This is a genomic window from Streptomyces regalis (assembly GCF_001509475.1).
GTDB lineage: Bacteria > Actinomycetota > Actinomycetes > Streptomycetales > Streptomycetaceae > Streptomyces > Streptomyces regalis.
This window is the reverse complement of record NZ_LLZG01000053.1, coordinates 1-18,389: the sequence shown is the minus strand read 5'-3', so window position 1 is coordinate 18,389 and position 18,389 is coordinate 1. Positions and strand designations below refer to the sequence as shown.

Genomic DNA, 18,389 nt, shown 5'->3' with positions numbered 1-18,389 from the left:
AGTACCGGCCGCACCTGATCGTTGGCTGCTTACCGACCACCGGCCTGGATCTCGACGGACTGATCGACGAACCGGACATCGCCAATTCAACCTGAGTAACGAATTCCATGTCAGTTCCCTTCAGGGGCGGTACGAATAAGAGAAATAAGGTCCTGGTGCTGAGCGAGAACAATCGACTTCAGCTCGGCAATAGCCGCTTGTCCGGTGACAAGCTCGGAAAGGTGGCGGTTCTCGGCTTCGAGCCGAGTCACACGGCCGGACAGCTCTTCAAGCTGTGCTTCGAGCCGATCAGCTCTCGCCTTCTGCGCTTCGGCTTCGCCCTTCCAGGTCTCGGCCGTCTGGTTATCGACCGAGGAGCGAACGCGGATATAGGCCGCGGCGAGAGCACCGACGCCGGCCACGGAGCCAAAGATCCATCCCGCGTAGGTTGCGAAATCCATTAGGCGGCCACCCACCGGGCGCGGAGAAAGTTGTAATACGGCAGAGTTGAGGAAATGTTGAGCGCAACAGACGACGTCCAAGGGGAGGCAGTACCCGCACCGTTTACATGCGCGTCAACAGTGATCACGTCGTTTGCGACGCACTGAACATAGGTCGTCGGCCGCACAGTGATCACATGCGAAGTGTTCACAGATGCCGCAAGATAGTTGACATTAGCGTCCACACCGTTCACGCGGATGCGACAGCCGCGAATTCCGTTCTGGCTATTCGTGAATCGAACTCCGCCTTCAATGCAGTACAGGCCCGGAGTTCGTATGGTCAGCTGCGGCGTTCCGGCCGTGAACATGTTGTCGTTGTCGAACTTCTCGGTATCGAGAACGACGTTATTCCATGCACCGTCGGAAACAGTGTTAGTGCCGGTGCCTTGATATGCCCATGCGAAGGGGGTGTTCTTGAAGAAGTTCCCGGCATCCTTGATGTTTGTCGTGAACTTCGCTGCCGTGGGCTTCTCCCCGGCCGTCCATGAACTGAAGGTTGGGACAGTAGCCAACTTTAATCCAATCAGAAAGGGCGCCCCAAGAAATCCCGGGGCGCCCTTCATGCGTGCTAGTAGGCCAGGCCAACGCTCGAGTCAAGGAAGCCGTTCGTTGCGTCTTCCAGTACGAACACGTCGGTTACCGTGGCCGGAGACAGGGACAGGACCGTGGTCCAGTTCGGCGTAGCGCCGTCCGCCTGAACGTCTGTGTCGATAGCCTCGACGTAGAACTCATAGGTGGAAGCGGGGGCCGCCTTCGGCAACTCCACTAGCTTGATCCGGTCGCCAATCTCGATACCGAGAGCGATCGGGGAAAGCGCCGGAACGGCACTCACGTTGAGCGTGACCTGATCGCATCGAACAATCGGCGCCGAGTAGGCGTAGAGCAGCGAATACGCGGCATCGGTCACGCGGGCATCCGAGGTGAGCCGAAGCTCTATGCTTCGCGTCTTCCGGCCGTACAGTCCAACCGAATCCGAATCGCGCACGGTCGCCGAAATCCCGCCCGTACGCTGATAGGCGACTTCGTTAATGACTCGGTCGTCGTCCATCTCGAACGTAAGGCCGTCCTCGAAAGGCAGACCCGAAGAATCCGAAAGCGTGTACCGCAGCGGCCCCGACTGTCGACGAGAACGGTTATGGAACGTAAGCCGTCCGTCCCCGTCCATGAAGGCATAGCCCGAAGCGTCCTCGGCCGCCTTCTGAATCTCTTCAAGGGCCGTGGCCCCGGATTCCCAGGAAGGGCTAAGAAGCGTGCTCTGGCCACTGTCTAGGGCCAGGTCGCCGCCGAAGTCGGCATATCGAGCAAGCCGCGAAATCCGGTTGTCTTCGGCCTCCGTGTATTCGGCTCCGCCGTTGCTGCCGAGCTTCCAAAAGTCCGTGATCTCTGAAGCGTCAAGCTCCCGATCCCAAATCGCTAGATGACCGTATCGGCCGTTCGCGTACTCCTTATAGATGGAGCCCGCTTGCTTTCCGGCCAGACTCGACCACTTCATGTCTCGAAGATCGGTGTTAGCGGGCGGCCCGCTGCTGTAGCTCATACGGAACGAACCATTGATGTACAGGCTGGTATTTCCGCCGCTCACCGTGGCAACGATGAACGAAGGGTGGACGTTGAAAGCGTCGTTGAGATTTCCTGAGTGGCGTTCAAAAGGAAAGTCATCAGTGTCCGCGTCAGCCGCCGTATTCTCTGGATCGGCGCGGAGGTATATCCGCTGAACAACATTGCGCGGGCACAGGTCATCAAGATCGTGCCCGCGCGTGCCGCCGCTGTGGGGCGTTTCCTTTCGCAGGTTCTGCTTTGCGCGGTGATCTGGGTGGCGGCCAGGGTCCTGTCGTGCTCGTGATCGCCACCGTGAAAGTGCTCAGTGTTCTGCTGAGGCGCAACTATTTCGCGCTGGTGATCGAAACGGCGGGAACTCCGCGCACCGCGCTGGTGAGTGCCGACGCGAATCTCGTGGACCAGCTCGTCGTCAGCATCATGGACGCGATCGACAATCCACAGGCCGCTTTGAGTATGCAGGTCGAAAACTTCCGATGAATGGGGAAGGTGGCGTGAAGAACCAGGCTCCGGTGGACCCCCGCACCGCACTGCGGGAGATGGTCACCGCCGTGCGGGTTCTCCGCGGCGAGCTGTCGCCCGCCGATCTGCAGGTCGTCGACGAATCCCTGGGCGCCATCGGAGACGGCGAGAACGTCGACCGCGGAACACTGCGCCGTGCTCTCGGCGCCATCGCGGGAGTCGCCGCCATGGTCGGTCAGGTCGGCATCCCCGTGATCGAGGCGGTGCGTCGGGCGACGGCGGCCCTCGGCATGTGACAGGGTGCGTCCTCGGTGGTGCCGCACACGGTGAGGCGGCCCTCCGCACGGGGACGGGCCGACTGCCAGGACGGATGGTCCGACTGCTAGGACGTTCGACGGCCTGAGGGAAGTCGACAACCCCGGGGTCCCAATCCTGTGCCATCACCTGCACCGCTACTCGTGAGTCACTGATCAGACTGGTGAATCCCGCTATCCACGGCAACAAGGGGGATCCACCCATGAACGGCTCGCGCATCGCCGCTGTCGGCCACTACCAGCCCGCCAAGGTGCTCACCAACGAGGACCTGGCAGGCATGGTGGCCACCAGTGACGAGTGGATCACGAGCCGGGTGGGCATCCGTACGCGCCACATCGCCGGGCCCGACGAGCCCGTCGACGAACTGGCCGCACACGCCGCCGCCAAGGCGCTCGCGGCGGCGGGCCTCGCACCCGGCGACATCGACCTGGTCCTGGTCGCCACCTCCACCGCCATCGACCGCTCCCCGAACATGGCCGCCCGGGTCGCGGCCCGGCTCGGCATCCCGTCGCCCGCCGCGATGGACATCAACGTCGTCTGCGCGGGCTTCACCCACGCCCTGGCCACCGCCGACCACGCCGTCCGCGCGGGCGCCGCGGCCCGCGCACTGGTGATCGGCGCCGACAAGATGTCCGACGTGACCGACTGGAGCGACCGTACGACCTGTGTGCTGGTCGGGGACGGGGCCGGCGCGGCCGTGGTGGAGGCGTCCCAGGAGGCCGCCATCGGGCCCGTGTTGTGGGGTTCGGTGCCCGAGATGGGGCACGCGGTGCGCATCGAGGGACAGCCTGCACGGTTCGCGCAGGAGGGGCAGAGCGTCTACCGCTGGGCGACGACGCAGCTGCCGGCCATCGCCCGCAGGGCCTGCGAGCGGGCCGGCCTCGCGCCCGAGGATCTCGCCGGTGTCGTTCTGCACCAGGCCAACCTGCGCATCATCGAGCCCCTCGCCCTCAAGCTCGGTGCTGTCAACGCCGTGGTCGCGCGCGATGTCTCGGAGTCCGGGAACACCTCGGCGGCGAGCATTCCGCTGGCGCTGTCCAAGCTCGTGGAACAGGGGCGGATCTCGTCCGGGGACCCGGTACTCCTCTTCGGCTTCGGGGGGAACCTGTCGTACGCGGGACAGGTCGTCCGCTGCCCCTGAACGCTCGTGTGACGAGGCCAACTCCCCCGTCCCCTGGCCTTTGTGCGCCGTAGACTGTAGACGAAAGACAATCGATACTGGCTTTCCAGTGACGGCCGGCTACCGGATGCAGTCGCCGTCCGGTGTTCGCCCAGGAGGGGGACCGATGTTGTCGACAGGACTGCCGCAGGGTGCGGTGCCCAAGCTCGAACGGCCCGGTCCCCTGCGTGACCGCGTCTACGAGGCGCTGCTCGAGCTCATCACCACCCGCGCCCTCCAGCCGGGCCAGCATCTGGTCGAGAGCGAACTGGCAGGCCACCTCGGTGTGTCCCGGCAGCCGGTGCGCGAGGCGCTGCAGCGGCTGAACACCGAGGGCTGGGTCGATCTGCGGCCCGCGCAGGGCGCGTTCGTGCACGAGCCGACGGAGGAGGAGGCCGACCAGCTCCTCACCGTCCGCACACTGCTGGAGGCGGAGGCGGCCCGGCTCGCCGCCGCCCACGCCGACAGCGCGGGCATCGCGGTCCTGGAGTCGCTGTGCGCGGAGGGCGAGAAGGCCGTCGCCGCCGACGACGTGGACGCGGCCGTCGCCCTCAACGCCCGCTTCCACGCGAAGATCATGGAACTCGCGGGCAACGCGGTCCTCGCCGAGCTCGCCGCACAGGTCGACCGCCGTGTCCGTTGGTACTACACCCCCGTCGCCCGCCAGCGCGGGCAGCAGTCCTGGACCGAGCACCGCGGCATGATCGCCGCGATCACCGAGCGGGACGAGCAGCGGGCCACGGAGCTGATGCGGGAGCACACGGAGCACACACGGCGGTCGTATCACGCACGGCAGCAGTCGTAGTCCGAGAGGTTCTTTCAGAACGCGTCCATGTGCGCCCGCGCCCACTGCTCGAACGTGCGCGGTGCCGCCCCGGTGACCTCCTGGACCGTCGGCAGCACCTGGGATTCGTCCAGGATCCCGTCGACGAAGAAGCGGAAGAACGCGTCGACGTACGGGGCCGGGAAGTGGGCGCCCATCGACGCGCGTGCCTCGTCGTCCGTGAGGCCGACGGTGCGCAGGTCACGGCCGAGCACCTCGCCGAGGATCCGGACGCGGTCCGAGGGCAGCAGGGATTCGGGTCCGGTCACCGTGCGGACGCGGCCCTCGTGCCCGGCCTCGCGGAGGGCGCGGGCGGCCACCTGGGCGATGTCGTACGGGGAGATGTCCGCCGTGCGTACACCGAGGAACGGCACGCGTACCTCGTCGCCCTTGCGGATCTGGTCCGCCAGCGCCAGCGCGTTGGACATGAAGCTCACCGGCCGCACGAAGGTCCACGACAGCCCGGACGCGCGCACCTGCGACTCGGCCGCCCGCAGGTAGCGCGTGACCGCGTTGTCGTCGTCGAGCTCGGCCGACTTCCCGGACAGCAGCACGACGTGCGCCACGCCCGACGCCCGCGCGTCGGCCAGGATCCGGCTCTGTCCTTCGTAGCCGGGCATCAGGAACAGCGACCGTACGCCGTCGAGCACCTCCCGCACCGTCTCGGGCCGGTTCAGGTCGCCCGCCACGGCCGCCACCCCCGGCGGTAACCCCTCCGCCCGGCCGGAGCGGCTCATCGCGCGCACCGGCTCGCCGGCCTCAGCCAGAGCCCGGACGACTTCGGCACCCACGTTCCCCGTGGCACCCGTCACCAGATACACCCGGTCCCCCTCTCCCCGCCCCGGGCCGCGGGAGGCCCGGCGTCGTGCCCCATCCTGCGGGGCCGGGGCCGGTGACACCAGGGCGCGGGCAGGTGTGGGCCGCGTCGGCTCGTGCCTTTGCGTCGGGTCTTTGTCCTGTGAGTGGAGAAAGTTGAGGGCAATCTCTGCGCAACTTCTTCCCACTCCCGGCAGCCGCTGCTACGTTCCCCTCGAAAGCAGGCCACGGAAGTGGCCGAAACCCGGCGCGTGCAGGCCGATTGAGGCGGGGAGGGGCTCGTGAGACGCATGACGGCGCGACCCGCGAACGCCCATCAGGCCCGGCTCCTCAAGCTGTTGCGCGACGGAGGACCCAACTCCCGGGCCCAGCTGGGCGACCAGATCGACCTCTCGCGGTCCAAGCTGGCCGTGGAGGTGGACCGCCTGCTGGAGACGGGCCTGGTGGTGGCCGACGGACTCGCCGCCTCGCGCGGTGGCCGCCGCTCCCACAACGTCCGGCTCAACCCCGGGCTGCGCTTCCTCGGCGTCGACATCGGCGCGACCTCGGTCGACGTCGCCGTCACCAACGCCGAACTGGAGATCCTGGGACACCTCAACCAGCCCATGGACGTCCGCGAGGGCCCGGTCGCGGTCTTCGAGCAAGTCCTGTCCATGGCAGCGAAGTTGAGGGCCTCCGGGCTCGCGGAGGGGTACGACGGCGCCGGCATCGGCGTCCCCGGACCCGTCCGCTTCCCCGAGGGTGTGCCGGTGGCTCCGCCGATCATGCCGGGCTGGGACGGCTTCCCGGTGCGGGAGGCGCTCAGCCAGGAACTCGGCTGCCCGGTCATGGTCGACAACGACGTGAACCTCATGGCGATGGGGGAGCAGCACGCGGGCGTGGCACGCTCCGTGGGCGACTTCCTCTGCGTCAAGATCGGCACCGGCATCGGCTGCGGCATCGTCGCGGGCGGTGACGTGCACCGCGGTGTCACGGGCAGTGCGGGCGACATCGGGCACATCCAGGCCGTGCCCGACGGCCGTCCCTGCGCCTGCGGCAACCGGGGTTGCCTGGAGGCCCACTTCAGCGGGGCGGCCCTCGCCCGGGACGCCGTGGAGGCGGCCCAGCAGGGGCGGTCGGAGGAACTCGCCTCGCGGCTGGCGGCGAACGGCACCCTGACCGCCGTCGACGTCGCCGCCGCAGCAGCCGCGGGCGACGCCACCGCACTCGACCTGATCCGCGAGGGCGGCAACCGCGTCGGCCAGGTCATCGCCGGACTCGTCAGCTTCTTCAACCCCGGCCTGGTGGTGATCGGCGGCGGGGTGACCGGCCTCGGCCACACCCTGCTCGCCGCGATCCGCACCCAGGTCTACCGCCAGTCACTGCCCCTCGCGACCGGCAACCTGCCCATCGTCCTGGGGGAGTTGGGCCCCACCGCCGGAGTCATCGGCGCGGCCCGGCTCATCAGCGACCACCTGTTCTCGCCAGCGTGACACCTTTTCGGAACCTGTAGCACCGGAACCTGTAGCACCGGAACCCTGTAGCACCGGAACCTGTAGCACCTTTCAGAGCCGCACCACACCAGCACAGCGCCCTGCTCTGCCCTGCCTGAAAACACCTGCCCCGCAAGGGGACCGCCCTGAAACCGGCCCGCACGCCCGCCAAGGGGACCTCATGGCACCAGAACCACCGCTGCTCAGCATGTCCGGCATCACCAAGTCGTTCCCCGGAGTCCGCGCCCTCGACGGCGTCGACCTCGACGTCCAGGCCGGCGAAGTGCACTGTCTGCTCGGCCAGAACGGCGCCGGCAAGTCCACCCTCATCAAGGTCCTGGCCGGCGCCCACCAGCCCGACACCGGCACCATCCACTGGCGCGGCGAGGCGGTCACGCTCCGCTCGCCCATCGCCGCCATGCGCCTGGGCATCGCCACCATCTACCAGGAACTCGACCTGGTCGAGCACCTGTCGGTGGCCGAGAACGTCCACCTCGGCCATGAACCCACGGCCGCCGGTTTCGTCGTACGCGGAAAGGCGGCGCGGGCGTCGACCGCCCGGCTGCTCAAGCGACTCGGACATCCGGAGATCGATCCGGCGCGCCTGGTCGGCGAGTTGTCGGCGGCGCAACAGCAGATCGTGTCCATGGCGCGGGCGCTCTCCCACGACGTACGGCTGATCGTGATGGACGAGCCGTCCGCCGCCCTCGACCCGGACGAGGTCGACAACCTCTTCCGCATCGTCGGCGACCTCACCGCCGACGGCGTCGCCGTCGTCTACATCTCGCACCGGCTGGAGGAGATCCGCCGGATCGGCGACCGGGTGACCGTGCTGAAGGACGGACGGGCCGTGGCGGGCGGGCTCCCGGCGAAGACGACGCCGACGCGCGAGGTCGTGGCGCTGATGACGGGCCGTAACGTCGAGTACGTCTTCCCCGAGCGGCCGACCAAGGACGCGACGGCCGACAAGCCGCTGCTTCAGGTGCGGGGACTCGCCCGGGACGGGGAGTTCGAGCCGCTCGACCTGAGCGTGCGGCCCGGTGAGATCGTCGGGCTCGCCGGACTGGTGGGCTCGGGACGCTCGGAGATCCTGGAGACGATCTACGGGGCGAGGAAGCCCAGCGCCGGTCAAGTCATCGTGGACGGGCGGGCGTTGAGGCCTGGAAGCGTTCGGGCCGCCGTGCGTGCCGGACTCGGGCTCGCGCCCGAGGAGCGTAAGGCGCAGGCGCTGATGATGCTGGAGTCCGTCACCCGCAACGTCTCCGTTTCCTCCATGTCCCGCTTCTCACGCGGCGGCTGGATCGACCGGGCCGCCGAACTGGGGGCCGCGCGGGCCGCGACCCGTGAACTGTCGCTGCGGCCCGACAACCCGAACGTGCCGGTCCGCACCCTCTCCGGCGGCAACCAGCAAAAGGCCGTCCTGGCCCGCTGGCTGCTGCGCGGCTGCCGCGTCCTGCTGCTCGACGAACCGACCCGCGGCGTCGACGTCGGAGCCCGCGCCGAGCTGTACGCGGTGGTCCGGCGACTGGCGGACGAAGGCCTCGCCGTCCTGCTCGTCTCCAGCGAGGTGCCCGAAGTGCTCGGCCTCGCCGACCGCGTCCTGGTGCTGCGCGAGGGCCGTGTCGTCCACACGGCGCCCGCGCGCGAACTCGACGAACACCGTGTCCTCGACCTCGTCATGGAAGGAAGCCCGGCGTCATGACGCAGCACGCCTCTCCGCCCCGGGACAGCACCGGCAAGGTGCAGTCGGTCGGCGCACCGCCCGCCTGGCGGGGCCTGATGGCCCGCGCCGACGTGCGCACCCTATCCCTGCTCGGCGTCCTCGCCGTACTGATCATCATCGGCGGCATCACCAAGCCGGACGAGTTCCTGGACACCCGCAACCTCCAACTGGTCCTCACCCAGGCATCCGTGATCGGCGTCGTCACCGTCGGCATGACCTTCGTCATCATCTCCGGCGGCATCGACCTGTCCGTCGGCGCGATCGTGGCGCTGGCCTCGGTCTGGGCGACGACCGTGGCCACCCAGGAGTACGGCTTCGCCGGCATCCTGTTCACCGCGGTGATCGTCGGCGTGGGATGCGGCCTGGTCAACGGAATGCTGATCGCGTACGGCGCGATGGTCCCGTTCATCGCCACGCTCGCCATGCTGGCGTCCGCGCGCGGTCTGGCCCTCCAGATCACCGACGGCAAGACACAGATCGTCACCGTGCCCTCGGTGCTGGACCTCGGCGAGCGCGACGCCTATGTGCTCGGCATCCCGCCGCTGGTCATGGTGTTCGCGGTCGTGACGATCATCGGCTGGCTGGTCCTGAACCGCACGACCTTCGGACGGCGCTCGGTCGCCGTCGGCGGCAACGCGGAGGCGGCCCGCCTCGCCGGCATCGACGTACGCCGCCAGCGGCTCTACCTCTACCTGCTGTCCGGACTGTGCTGCGGCATCGCGGCCTTCCTGCTGATCATCCTGTCCGGCTCCGGCCAGAACACCAACGGCAACCTCTACGAACTCGACGCCATCGCGGCCGCGATCATCGGCGGCACGCTGCTCACCGGAGGCCGCGGCACCATCACCGGCTCCGTGCTCGGCGTCCTGATCTTCACCACGATCACCAACATCTTCGCCCTGAACAACCTGCAGAGCGACGTCCAGCAGATCGCCAAGGGCGCGATCATCGTCGCCGCCGTGCTGGTCCAGCGCCGTACCGCAAGCACGACCTGAGGAAAGGGTTCACCGCCATGCCAGAGCTCACCAGTCGCAGAGGGCTGCTGTTCGGGACCGCCGCCATAGGTGCCGGTGCCCTCCTCGTGGGTTGCACGAGCAACGAGTCCGACGACGAGCCGGCCGCGAACGACCAGCCGGCCGCCGACGACAAGCCCGGCAAGGAGGTCACGATCGGCTTCGCCGGTCCGCAGGCCGACCACGGCTGGCTCAACGCCATCAACGACAACGCCAAGAGCCGGGCGAAGAAGTACTCCGACGTCACCCTGGAGATCACCGAGGGGTCGAACGACACCGCCGCGCAGATCGGCCAGATCGAGACGCTGATCAACAAGAAGGTCGACGTGCTGGTGGTGCTGCCCGCCGACGGCAAGGCACTCACCCAGGTCGGGCTGAAGGCGATGCGCGCGGGCATCCCGGTCATCAACCTCGACCGGATCTTCAACACCCCGCAGGCATACCGCTGCTGGATCGGCGGCGACAACTACGGGATGGGCCTCAACGCCGGCCACTACATCGGCGAGAAGCTCAAGGGAAAGGCGGACGCCAAGGTCATCGAGCTGGCCGGCCTGGACAACCTGGAGCTGACCAAGCAGCGCACCCAGGGCTTCGACGACGCGCTGAAGAACTACCCCAACATCAAGAAGGTGGCCCGTCAGGCGGCCGAGTTCACGGTCGAGTCCGGGCAGGCCAAGATGGCCCAACTCCTGCAGGCCCAGTCGAAGTTCGACGCCCTGTGGAACCACGACGACGACCAGGGTGTGGGCGCCCTGCGCGCCATCGAGCAGGCCGGGCGCGACGACTTCCTGATGGTCGGCGGCGCGGGTGCCCTGTCCGCCTTCCAGGCGATCAAGCAGGACGACGGCGTCCTCAAGGCGACCGTCCTGTACCCGCCGACCATGGCCGCGTCAGCCATCGACCTCGCCCGCGCGCTGGGCCAGGGCAAGGGCGTCGGCGGCATGGCCGAGTTCGAGATCCCGGCGTCGATCACGCTCTACTCGGCGGTCGTCGACAAGGAGAACGTCGACCAGTACATGCCCACCGGCTTCAAGTGATGCCGCCCGCACCCCCCACGTGCGCCACCCCGAACAGGACGAGGAGGACTCCCACATGGGACAGCCGCAGCAGCAGTCAGACGGGACCGAGGCAGGCAAGCCACCCCTGCGCGTGGGGATGGTCGGCTACGCCTTCATGGGCGCCGCCCACTCCCAGGGCTGGCGCACCGCGGGCCGCGTCTTCGACCTGCCGCTGAACCCCGTGCAGGCCGTGATCTGCGGCCGGGACCGGCTCGCCGTACAGGCGGCGGCCGACCGCCACGGCTGGACGTCCGTCGAGACCGACTGGCGTGCTCTCGTCGAACGGGACGACGTCGACCTCGTCGACATCTGCACCCCCGGTGACAGTCACGCCGAGATCGCGCTCGCTGCGCTGGCCGCCGGCAAGCACGTCCTGTGCGAGAAGCCCCTCGCCAACACGGTCGAGGAGGCCACGTCGATGGCGCGGGCGGCCGAAGAGGCGTACGCGCGGGGCCAGGTGGCGATGGTCGGCTTCAACTACCGCCGGGTGCCGGCCACCGCCCTGGCCCGCCGGATGGTCGCCGAGGGCCGCCTGGGCGCACTGCGGCACGTGCGTGTGACGTACCTCCAGGACTGGCTGGTCGACCCCGGCTTCCCGCTGACCTGGCGGCTGCGCAAGGAGCAGGCGGGCTCGGGATCGCTCGGTGACCTGGGCGCGCACATCATCGACCTCGCGCAGTACCTGACGGGGGAGCCGCTGGCGGGCGTCTCCGCGCTGACGGAGACCTTCGTACGTCAGCGGCCCCTGCCCACCGGCGCCACGAGCGGGCTGTCCGCCGTCTCGGCGGCCGGCACCGGGGAGGTCACCGTGGACGACGCCGCCGTGTTCACGGCCCGCTTCCCCTCCGGCGCCCTCGCCTCCTTCGAGGCCACCCGCTACGCCACCGGCCGCAAGAACGCGCTGCGCATCGAACTCAACGGGGAGCGCGGTTCGTTGGCCTTCGACCTGGAGCGCCTCAACGAACTCGCCTACCACGACGGCACGGAACCCGGAGCGCACGCCGGCTTCCGCCGCATCCTCGTCACCGAACCCGACCACCCCTACCTGGACGCCTGGTGGCCCCCGGGCCACGGCCTCGGCTACGAGCACACCTTCGTCCACCAGGCCCGCGACCTGGTCCACGCCATCGCCGAAGGCCGCCGGCCCGAACCCTCCTTCGCCGACGGGCTGCAGGTGCAGCGCGTCCTGGCGGCGGTGGAGGAGAGCGCCGAGAAGAACGCCGTCTACACCCCGATAGCGGTCTGAGGAGGCTGACGCGCATGCCGCGCACGTTCACGCTGTTCACCGGCCAGTGGGCCGACCTGCCGTTGGAGGAGGTCTGCCGGCTCGCCCGGGACTTCGGCTACGACGGACTCGAACTCGCCTGCTGGGGCGACCACTTCGAGGTCGACAAGGCCCTGGCGGACCCGTCGTACATCGATTCCCGCAAGGCGTTGCTCGACAAGTACGGCCTCAAGTGCTGGGCCATCTCCAACCACCTGGTCGGCCAGGCCGTCTGCGACGCCATCATCGACGAGCGCCACCAGGCGATCCTGCCCGCACGTATCTGGGGCGACGGCGACGCGGAAGGCGTACGGCAGCGGGCCGCCGCCGAGATGGCCGACACCGCGCGGGCCGCTGCGGCCCTCGGCGTGAACACCGTCATCGGCTTCACCGGCTCCGCCATCTGGCACCTGGTCGCCATGTTCCCGCCCGCGCCCGAGTCGATGATCCAGCGCGGCTACGAGGACTTCGCGACGCGCTGGAACCCCATCCTGGACGTCTTCGACGAGGAAGGCGTGCGGTTCGCGCACGAGGTCCACCCCAGCGAGATCGCCTACGACTACTGGACGACTTGGCGTGCTCTGGAGGCCGTCGGAGGCCGCCCCGCCTTCGGCCTGAACTTCGACCCGTCGCATTTCGTCTGGCAGGACCTCGACCCGGTCGGCTTCCTCTGGGACTTCCGCGACCGCATCTACCACGTCGACTGCAAGGAGGCCCGCAAGCGCCTCGACGGCCGCAACGGCCGCCTCGGCTCGCACCTGCCCTGGGGCGATCCCCGACGGGGCTGGGACTTCGTGTCGGCCGGGCACGGCGACGTTCCCTGGGAGGACGTCTTCCGGATGCTGCGCTCCATCGACTACCAGGGGCCCATCTCCGTGGAGTGGGAGGACGCCGGCATGGACCGGCTCCAGGGCGCGCCCGAGGCACTGACCCGCCTCAAGGCGTACGACTTCGAGCCCCCGTCGGCCTCGTTCGACGCGGCGTTCGGCAACTGACCCCACGTGTCACCTCTCCGGGATGACGGCGCATCCCGGCGCACGCACCCGCCCGTACAACCGGCCCCTTTCTGGAGGCACCCGTGCACGGGAACGACCGCACCACCAGCACCGACAGAAACGAGACCCACAGACGACGCGCGTCCTTCCGCAAGGCGGTGGCGCTGCTGAGCGGCGCACTGCTGGCGGGCGCCACTCTCACCTTCACCGCACCCCAGGCCGGCGCAGCCGTCGCCGACGAGGGGGCCGCCGCGGCTGCTGCCCAGGCCGCCGCGGCCGAGGACTTCCAGCAGGTCACCCTCGCCAAGGGCGAACCGGAGGTCGGCGAGCCCATGTCGCTCGCCGTCCTCCCGGACCGCTCGGTCCTGCACACCTCACGCGACGGCGAACTGCGCCTCACCGACGCCGCGGGCAACACCAAGCTGGCCGGCAAGCTCGCCGTCTACTCCCACGACGAGGAGGGCCTGCAGGGCATCGGCGTCGACCCGAACTTCACAGAGAACCGTTTCATCTACCTCTACTACGCGCCCCCGCTGAACACCCCCGCGGGCGACGCCCCCGAGACCGGCACCGCGGCCGACTTCGCACCCTTCGAAGGCGTCAACCGCCTCTCCCGCTTCGTGCTGAAGACGGACGGCACCCTCGACACCGCCGGCGAGACGAAGATCCTCGACGTCCCGGCCACCCGCGGCCTGTGCTGCCACGTCGGCGGCGACATCGACTTCGACGCGCAGGGGAACCTCTACCTGTCGACCGGGGATGACACCAACCCGTTCCAGTCGGACGGCTTCACCCCCATCGACGAGCGTGCCGACCGCAACCCGGGCTTCGACGCCCAGCGTTCCGCCGGCAACACCAACGACCTGCGCGGCAAGATCCTGCGCATCAAGGTGAACGCCGACGGCTCGTACGCGATCCCCGACGGCAACCTCTTCGCGCCCGGCACGGACAAGACACGCCCCGAGATCTACGCGATGGGCCTGCGCAACCCGTTCCGCTTCAGCGTCGACAAGAAGACCGGGATCCTGTACGTCGGCGACTACGGCCCCGACGCCGGCGCCGCCGACCCGGCGCGCGGCCCCGCCGGCCAGGTCGAGTTCGCCCGCGTCACCGGCCCCGGCAACTTCGGGTGGCCGTACTGCACGGGTGACAACGACGCCTACGTGGACTACGACTTCGCGACGAAGACATCCGGCGCGGCCTTCGACTGCGCCGCGCCGAAGAACACCTCGCCGCACAACACCGGCCTGACCGACCTGCCCCCGGCCCAGCCCGCCTGGATCCCGTACGACGGCGGCTCCGTGCCCGAGTTCGGCACCGGATCCGAGTCGCCGATGGGCGGCCCGGTCTACCACTACGACGCCTCACTCGACTCGCCGGTGAAGTTCCCGGAGGCCTACGACGGGAACTTCTTCGCCGGGGAGTTCGGCCGCCGCTGGATCAAGCGGATCGTCAGCGACGACGCCGGGACCGTGCAGTCGATCAACGACGTCCCGTGGACCGGCACCCAGATCATGGACATGGCCTTCGGCCCGGACGGTGCGCTGTACGTCCTCGACTACGGCACCTCGTGGTTCGGCGGCGACGAGAACTCCGGCCTGTTCCGTATCGAGAACGCGACCGACGGCCACTCCCCGGTGGCGCAGGCCGCGGCGAGCAAGACCTCGGGCCAGGCGCCGCTGAGGGTGCAGTTCTCGTCCGAGGGCACGACCGACCAGGACGGCGACGCCGTCACGTACAGCTGGAACTTCGGCGACGGCGGCAAGTCGACGGCGGCGAACCCGACATACAGATACAAGAAGAACGGCACCTACACCGCGACCCTGACCGCCAAGGACCCCTCCGGCCGCACCGGCAGCGCGAGCGTGCAGATCGTGGTCGGCAACACCGCGCCGAAGGTGGTGCTGGAGGCGCCGAAGGACGGGCAGCTGTTCAGCTTCGGTGACGCCATTCCGTTCAAGGTGAAGGTCACCGACCCGGAGGACGGCACGGCGATCGACTGCGCCAAGGTCAAGGTCACCTTCATCCTCGGCCACGACACCCACGGCCACCCGCTCACCTCGGCCAACGGCTGCACCGGCACCATCCAGACCAGCGCCGACGGCGGCCACGACGAGGACGCCAACATCTTCGGCGTCATGGACGCCGAGTACACCGACGGCGGAGGCGGCGGCCAGGCCCCGCTCACCACGCACGACCAGAACGTCACCCAGCCCAAGCACCGCCAGGCCGAGCACTTCGGCAACGGCTCCGGCGTCTCGATCATCGCCAAGGCCACCGCACACGGCGGCAAGACGGTCGGCAACATCAACAACGGCGACTGGATCTCCTTCACGCCGTACGCCCTGAGCAACGCCAAGAAGATCACCGCGCGCATCTCCTCCGGCGGCGCGGGCGGCATCCTCGAGGTCCGTGCGGGGTCCTCGACGGGCACCCTGCTCGGCAAGACGACCGTGCCGGTGACCGGCGGCTGGGAGACCTTCCAGGACGTCACCGCCGGCCTGTCCCGCGCGCCAAGGGGCACGACCGCGCTCTACCTGGTCTTCAAGGGGAGCGGCTCCGGCGCCCTGTACGACGTGGACGACTTCACCATCACCACGGGCTGAGAGGAGGGACGGACGATGCGATTGCGTCCAACTGGACGACTGACCACGGCAGTTGTGGGAGCGGCCGTACTCCTCGGCTGCGTCTCGGAACCGGCCGCGTCACAGGCCTCGCAGGATGCGCGGGCCACGGACGACGGCAAGCGGGTACTGGTCTTCTCCAAGACGGCCGGCTTCCGCCACGACTCGATCCCCGACGGCATCGCCGCGGTGAAACAGCTCGGCGAGACGAGCGGCTTCACGGTCGACGCGACGGAGGACGCCGCGAGCTTCACCGCGGGCAACCTGCGCCGCTACGCCGCGGTCGTCTTCCTGTCGACGACCGGAGACGTCCTGAACGCCGCCCAGCAGACGGCCTTCGAGGGCTACATCCGGCGCGGCGGAGGCTACGTCGGCATCCACGCGGCCGCCGACACCGAGTACGACTGGGCGTTCTACGGCGGCCTCGCCGGCGCCTACTTCCAGTCGCACCCGGCGATCCAGCCCGCGACCGTGGACGTCGAGGACCACGCCCACCCGGCGACGTCGGGCCTGGCCGAGACGTGGAACCGCACGGACGAGTGGTACAACTACCGCTCCAATCCACGGGAGAGGGCTCATGTCCTCGCGTCCCTCGACGAGTCCTCGTACACCGGCGGCACCATGAACGGCGACCATCCGATCGCCTGGTGCCAGAACTACCAGGGTGGCCGCGCCTTCTACACCGGGGGCGGCCACACCAAGGAGTCCTACGCCGAGCCCCTCTTCCGCGAGCACCTGCTCGGCGGAATCCGCTGGGCCGTCGGCGACGCCCAGGCCGACTGCCGCCCCGAGAACGGCTACCGCCCGCTCTTCGACGGTACGCAGGCTTCGCTGGACGGCTGGAAGCAGGCGAGCCCGGGCTCCTTCACCCTGTCCGACGACGGCACGCTCACGTCGACCGGCGGCATGGGAATGCTCTGGTACGCCGCGTCGGACTTCGGGTCGTACTCCCTGAAGCTCGACTGGAAGATGGCCGGCGACGACAACTCCGGGGTGTTCGTGGGCTTCCCGCCCTCGGACGACCCGTGGTCGGCCGTCAACAACGGCTACGAGATCCAGATCGACGCGACCGACGCCCCCGACCGCACCACCGGGGCCGTGTACGGCTTCCAGTCCGCCGACCTCAAGAAGCGTGACCGTGCGCTGAACCCGCCGGGGGAGTGGAACACGTACGAGATCCGCGTGGAGGGCGAACGCCTCCGCGTCTGTCTCAACGGCGTGAAGATCAACGACTTCACCAACACCGACCCGGCCCGGAGCCTCACCGACGGACACATCGGCATCCAGAACCACGGAGTCGACGACGAGGTGTCCATCCGTGACGTCCGGATCAAGGAACTGCCCGCGAACACCGCGAAGTCCTCCGGACTGACGGCTTCGCAGGGCGGCTGAGCGACGGCGGGCGGGGGACGCCGGACTCCCGCCCGCCGTCTTTTCCCCACCGGGTCCCCGCCAGGGCCCGGCCGGGGGTTACCCACGACGCGTTCGACAAGGAGGCTGCCATGTCCGCGTCCGTTTCCCCGTCCGTTGCGCGCGTCGGCGTCTGGCTGATCGGGGCGCGTGGCTCCGTCGCCACGAGCGTCATCGCCGGGTGCGCCGCCGTCACCGCGGGCCTGCACCCGCCGACGGGCCTGGTCACCGAGACCCCGATGTTCGCGGACAGCGGCCTGCCCGCGCTGTCGTCCCTCGTCTTCGGCGGCCACGACACGGTGGACTGCCCCCTGCCCAAACGCGCGGAGGCCCTGGCGGCAGGCGGCGTCCTGCCTCCCGGTCTCCCCGCGGCCGTACGGGCCGAACTCGCCGCCGCCGACCGCGAGATCAGGCCCGGCGGCCCGCTCCCCGGAGACACGCGCGGCGAGGAGGAACTCATCACCGCCTTCGCCTCGGACATACGGGACTTCATACGGCGGTCCGAGCTCACCCGGGCCGTCGTCGTGAACGTGGCCTCCACCGAGCCCGCCCCCACCGGCGCCGCCCTGCCGCCGAGTTCGCTGTACGCGGCGGCGGCTTTGCGCGCGGGCTGCCCGTACGTGAACTTCACCCCGTCGACGGGCCTGAACCACCCGACGCTGGCCCCCCTGGCCTCGTCTTCCGGCCTGCCGTACGCGGGCCGCGACGGCAAGACGGGCCAGACACTGCTCCGCTCGGTCCTGGGCCCGATGTTCACCCAACGGGCCCTGGCGGTGCGCGCCTGGTCGGGCACGAATCTGCTCGGCGGCGGCGACGGCGCCTCCCTGGCCGACCCGGCCGCGGCGGCGGCGAAGAACGCCGGCAAGGAGAGAGTGCTCGCCGACACCCTCGCCACGCCTCCCGAGGGCGAGGTCCACATCGACGACGTCCCCGCCCTCGGCGACTGGAAGACCGCCTGGGACCACATCGCCTTCGACGGCTTCCTCGGCACCCGCATGATCCTCCAAACCATCTGGCAGGGCTGCGACTCGGCCCTGGCGGCACCCCTGGTCCTCGACCTCGCCCGCCTGACGACACGCGCCCACGAGGCGGGCCTGTCCGGGCCGCTCGGCGAACTGGGCTTCTACTTCAAGGATCCGGTGGGGGAGGGGCCGGGGGCGCTGGGGGAGAAGTACGCGGTACTTGGGCGGTTCGCGGAGCGGCTGAGGGGAGCCGGGGC

Annotated in this window: 16 protein-coding genes and 1 pseudogene; 13 read left to right on the top strand and 4 right to left on the bottom strand. The window is 69.2% G+C overall.

The window, feature by feature from the left end:
- Positions 1 to 110: 110 nt before the first annotated feature.
- From ADL12_RS10115 to ADL12_RS10110, 3 genes are read right to left on the bottom strand one after another with little or no spacing between them, the layout of a single operon-like run.
- Positions 111 to 440: a hypothetical protein gene (locus tag ADL12_RS10115; RefSeq protein WP_062700757.1), complete on the bottom strand. Its 330-nt coding sequence runs from the start codon at positions 438 to 440 to the stop codon at positions 111 to 113.
- Positions 440 to 1,042 (bottom strand): hypothetical protein, encoded by a 603-nt coding sequence (locus ADL12_RS53880; RefSeq protein WP_159053135.1) that lies wholly within the window; start codon positions 1,040 to 1,042, stop codon positions 440 to 442. Before ADL12_RS53880 ends, ADL12_RS10115 begins: the two co-directional genes overlap by 1 nt.
- 5 nt (positions 1,043 to 1,047) lie before the next feature.
- A complete protein-coding gene (locus tag ADL12_RS10110) occupies positions 1,048 to 2,073 on the bottom strand; it encodes a hypothetical protein (protein WP_279617135.1) in 1,026 nt (341 codons plus the stop codon).
- Positions 2,074 to 2,115: 42 nt separating this feature from the next.
- On the opposite strand from ADL12_RS10110, the pseudogene ADL12_RS58430 reads away from it, so the two are divergent.
- The 4 genes and pseudogenes from ADL12_RS58430 (at position 2,116) to ADL12_RS10085 (ending at position 4,777) form a co-directional block, all read left to right on the top strand.
- Positions 2,116 to 2,516: pseudogene (locus tag ADL12_RS58430) on the top strand (DUF6232 family protein).
- A gap of 14 nt (positions 2,517 to 2,530) precedes the next feature.
- Entirely contained in the window at positions 2,531 to 2,794 is a 264-nt protein-coding gene (locus ADL12_RS10095; RefSeq protein ID WP_062700748.1) for a hypothetical protein, read from the top strand.
- Positions 2,795 to 3,015: 221 nt separating this feature from the next.
- Positions 3,016 to 3,954, top strand: a complete 939-nt coding sequence (locus tag ADL12_RS10090; RefSeq protein WP_062700747.1) for a beta-ketoacyl-ACP synthase III — start codon at positions 3,016 to 3,018, stop codon at positions 3,952 to 3,954.
- 145 nt (positions 3,955 to 4,099) lie between these two features.
- Positions 4,100 to 4,777, top strand: coding sequence for a GntR family transcriptional regulator (locus tag ADL12_RS10085; protein WP_062700744.1), 678 nt, complete (start codon positions 4,100 to 4,102; stop codon positions 4,775 to 4,777).
- 14 nt (positions 4,778 to 4,791) lie between these two features.
- On the opposite strand, the gene ADL12_RS10080 is transcribed toward ADL12_RS10085, so the two are convergent.
- Positions 4,792 to 5,607, bottom strand: coding sequence for an NAD(P)H-binding protein (locus tag ADL12_RS10080; protein ID WP_341846354.1), 816 nt, complete (start codon positions 5,605 to 5,607; stop codon positions 4,792 to 4,794).
- Positions 5,608 to 5,901: 294 nt separating this feature from the next.
- Between ADL12_RS10080 and ADL12_RS10075 the strand changes: the two genes are divergently transcribed.
- From ADL12_RS10075 to ADL12_RS10035, 9 genes are all read left to right on the top strand, one after another.
- On the top strand, positions 5,902 to 7,083 hold the full coding sequence (locus ADL12_RS10075) for an ROK family transcriptional regulator (RefSeq protein WP_062700740.1): 1,182 nt from the start codon (positions 5,902 to 5,904) through the stop codon (positions 7,081 to 7,083).
- 181 nt (positions 7,084 to 7,264) lie between these two features.
- Positions 7,265 to 8,785: a sugar ABC transporter ATP-binding protein gene (locus tag ADL12_RS10070; protein WP_062700738.1), complete on the top strand. Its 1,521-nt coding sequence runs from the start codon at positions 7,265 to 7,267 to the stop codon at positions 8,783 to 8,785.
- Positions 8,782 to 9,801, top strand: a complete 1,020-nt coding sequence (locus ADL12_RS10065) for an ABC transporter permease (RefSeq protein ID WP_062700736.1) — start codon at positions 8,782 to 8,784, stop codon at positions 9,799 to 9,801. Before ADL12_RS10070 ends, ADL12_RS10065 begins: the two co-directional genes overlap by 4 nt.
- 17 nt (positions 9,802 to 9,818) lie before the next feature.
- Positions 9,819 to 10,856 carry a substrate-binding domain-containing protein gene (locus ADL12_RS10060; protein ID WP_062700734.1) on the top strand — a complete coding sequence of 346 codons (1,038 nt, stop codon included), beginning with the start codon at positions 9,819 to 9,821 and terminating at the stop codon, positions 10,854 to 10,856.
- Between the two features lie 55 nt (positions 10,857 to 10,911).
- Positions 10,912 to 12,123 (top strand): Gfo/Idh/MocA family protein, encoded by a 1,212-nt coding sequence (locus ADL12_RS10055; protein ID WP_062700732.1) that lies wholly within the window; start codon positions 10,912 to 10,914, stop codon positions 12,121 to 12,123.
- A 14-nt stretch (positions 12,124 to 12,137) separates the two neighbouring features.
- Positions 12,138 to 13,136, top strand: coding sequence for a sugar phosphate isomerase/epimerase family protein (locus ADL12_RS10050; RefSeq protein WP_062700730.1), 999 nt, complete (start codon positions 12,138 to 12,140; stop codon positions 13,134 to 13,136).
- Between the two features lie 83 nt (positions 13,137 to 13,219).
- Positions 13,220 to 15,742: a PQQ-dependent sugar dehydrogenase gene (locus tag ADL12_RS10045; protein ID WP_062700728.1), complete on the top strand. Its 2,523-nt coding sequence runs from the start codon at positions 13,220 to 13,222 to the stop codon at positions 15,740 to 15,742.
- Positions 15,743 to 15,757: 15 nt separating this feature from the next.
- The gene (locus ADL12_RS10040; protein WP_062700726.1) at positions 15,758 to 17,152 is read left to right on the top strand and encodes a ThuA domain-containing protein; all 1,395 of its coding nucleotides are present in this window, start codon (positions 15,758 to 15,760) and stop codon (positions 17,150 to 17,152) included.
- 110 nt (positions 17,153 to 17,262) lie between these two features.
- Positions 17,263 to 18,389 (top strand): inositol-3-phosphate synthase (locus tag ADL12_RS10035; RefSeq protein ID WP_062700725.1); only part of this gene is annotated, 1,127 nt, incomplete at its 3' end.

Coding starts and splice junctions, on each gene's coding strand:
- ADL12_RS10040 (WP_062700726.1), top strand. CDS start 15,758: ATGCGATTGCGTCCAACTGGACGACTGACCACGGCAGTTGTGGGAGCG.
- ADL12_RS10090 (WP_062700747.1), top strand. CDS start 3,016: ATGAACGGCTCGCGCATCGCCGCTGTCGGCCACTACCAGCCCGCCAAG.
- ADL12_RS10085 (WP_062700744.1), top strand. CDS start 4,100: ATGTTGTCGACAGGACTGCCGCAGGGTGCGGTGCCCAAGCTCGAACGG.
- ADL12_RS53880 (WP_159053135.1), bottom strand. CDS start 1,042: ATGAAGGGCGCCCCGGGATTTCTTGGGGCGCCCTTTCTGATTGGATTA.
- ADL12_RS10070 (WP_062700738.1), top strand. CDS start 7,265: ATGGCACCAGAACCACCGCTGCTCAGCATGTCCGGCATCACCAAGTCG.
- ADL12_RS10060 (WP_062700734.1), top strand. CDS start 9,819: ATGCCAGAGCTCACCAGTCGCAGAGGGCTGCTGTTCGGGACCGCCGCC.
- ADL12_RS10115 (WP_062700757.1), bottom strand. CDS start 440: ATGGATTTCGCAACCTACGCGGGATGGATCTTTGGCTCCGTGGCCGGC.
- ADL12_RS10050 (WP_062700730.1), top strand. CDS start 12,138: ATGCCGCGCACGTTCACGCTGTTCACCGGCCAGTGGGCCGACCTGCCG.
- ADL12_RS10075 (WP_062700740.1), top strand. CDS start 5,902: ATGACGGCGCGACCCGCGAACGCCCATCAGGCCCGGCTCCTCAAGCTG.
- ADL12_RS10065 (WP_062700736.1), top strand. CDS start 8,782: ATGACGCAGCACGCCTCTCCGCCCCGGGACAGCACCGGCAAGGTGCAG.
- ADL12_RS10055 (WP_062700732.1), top strand. CDS start 10,912: ATGGGACAGCCGCAGCAGCAGTCAGACGGGACCGAGGCAGGCAAGCCA.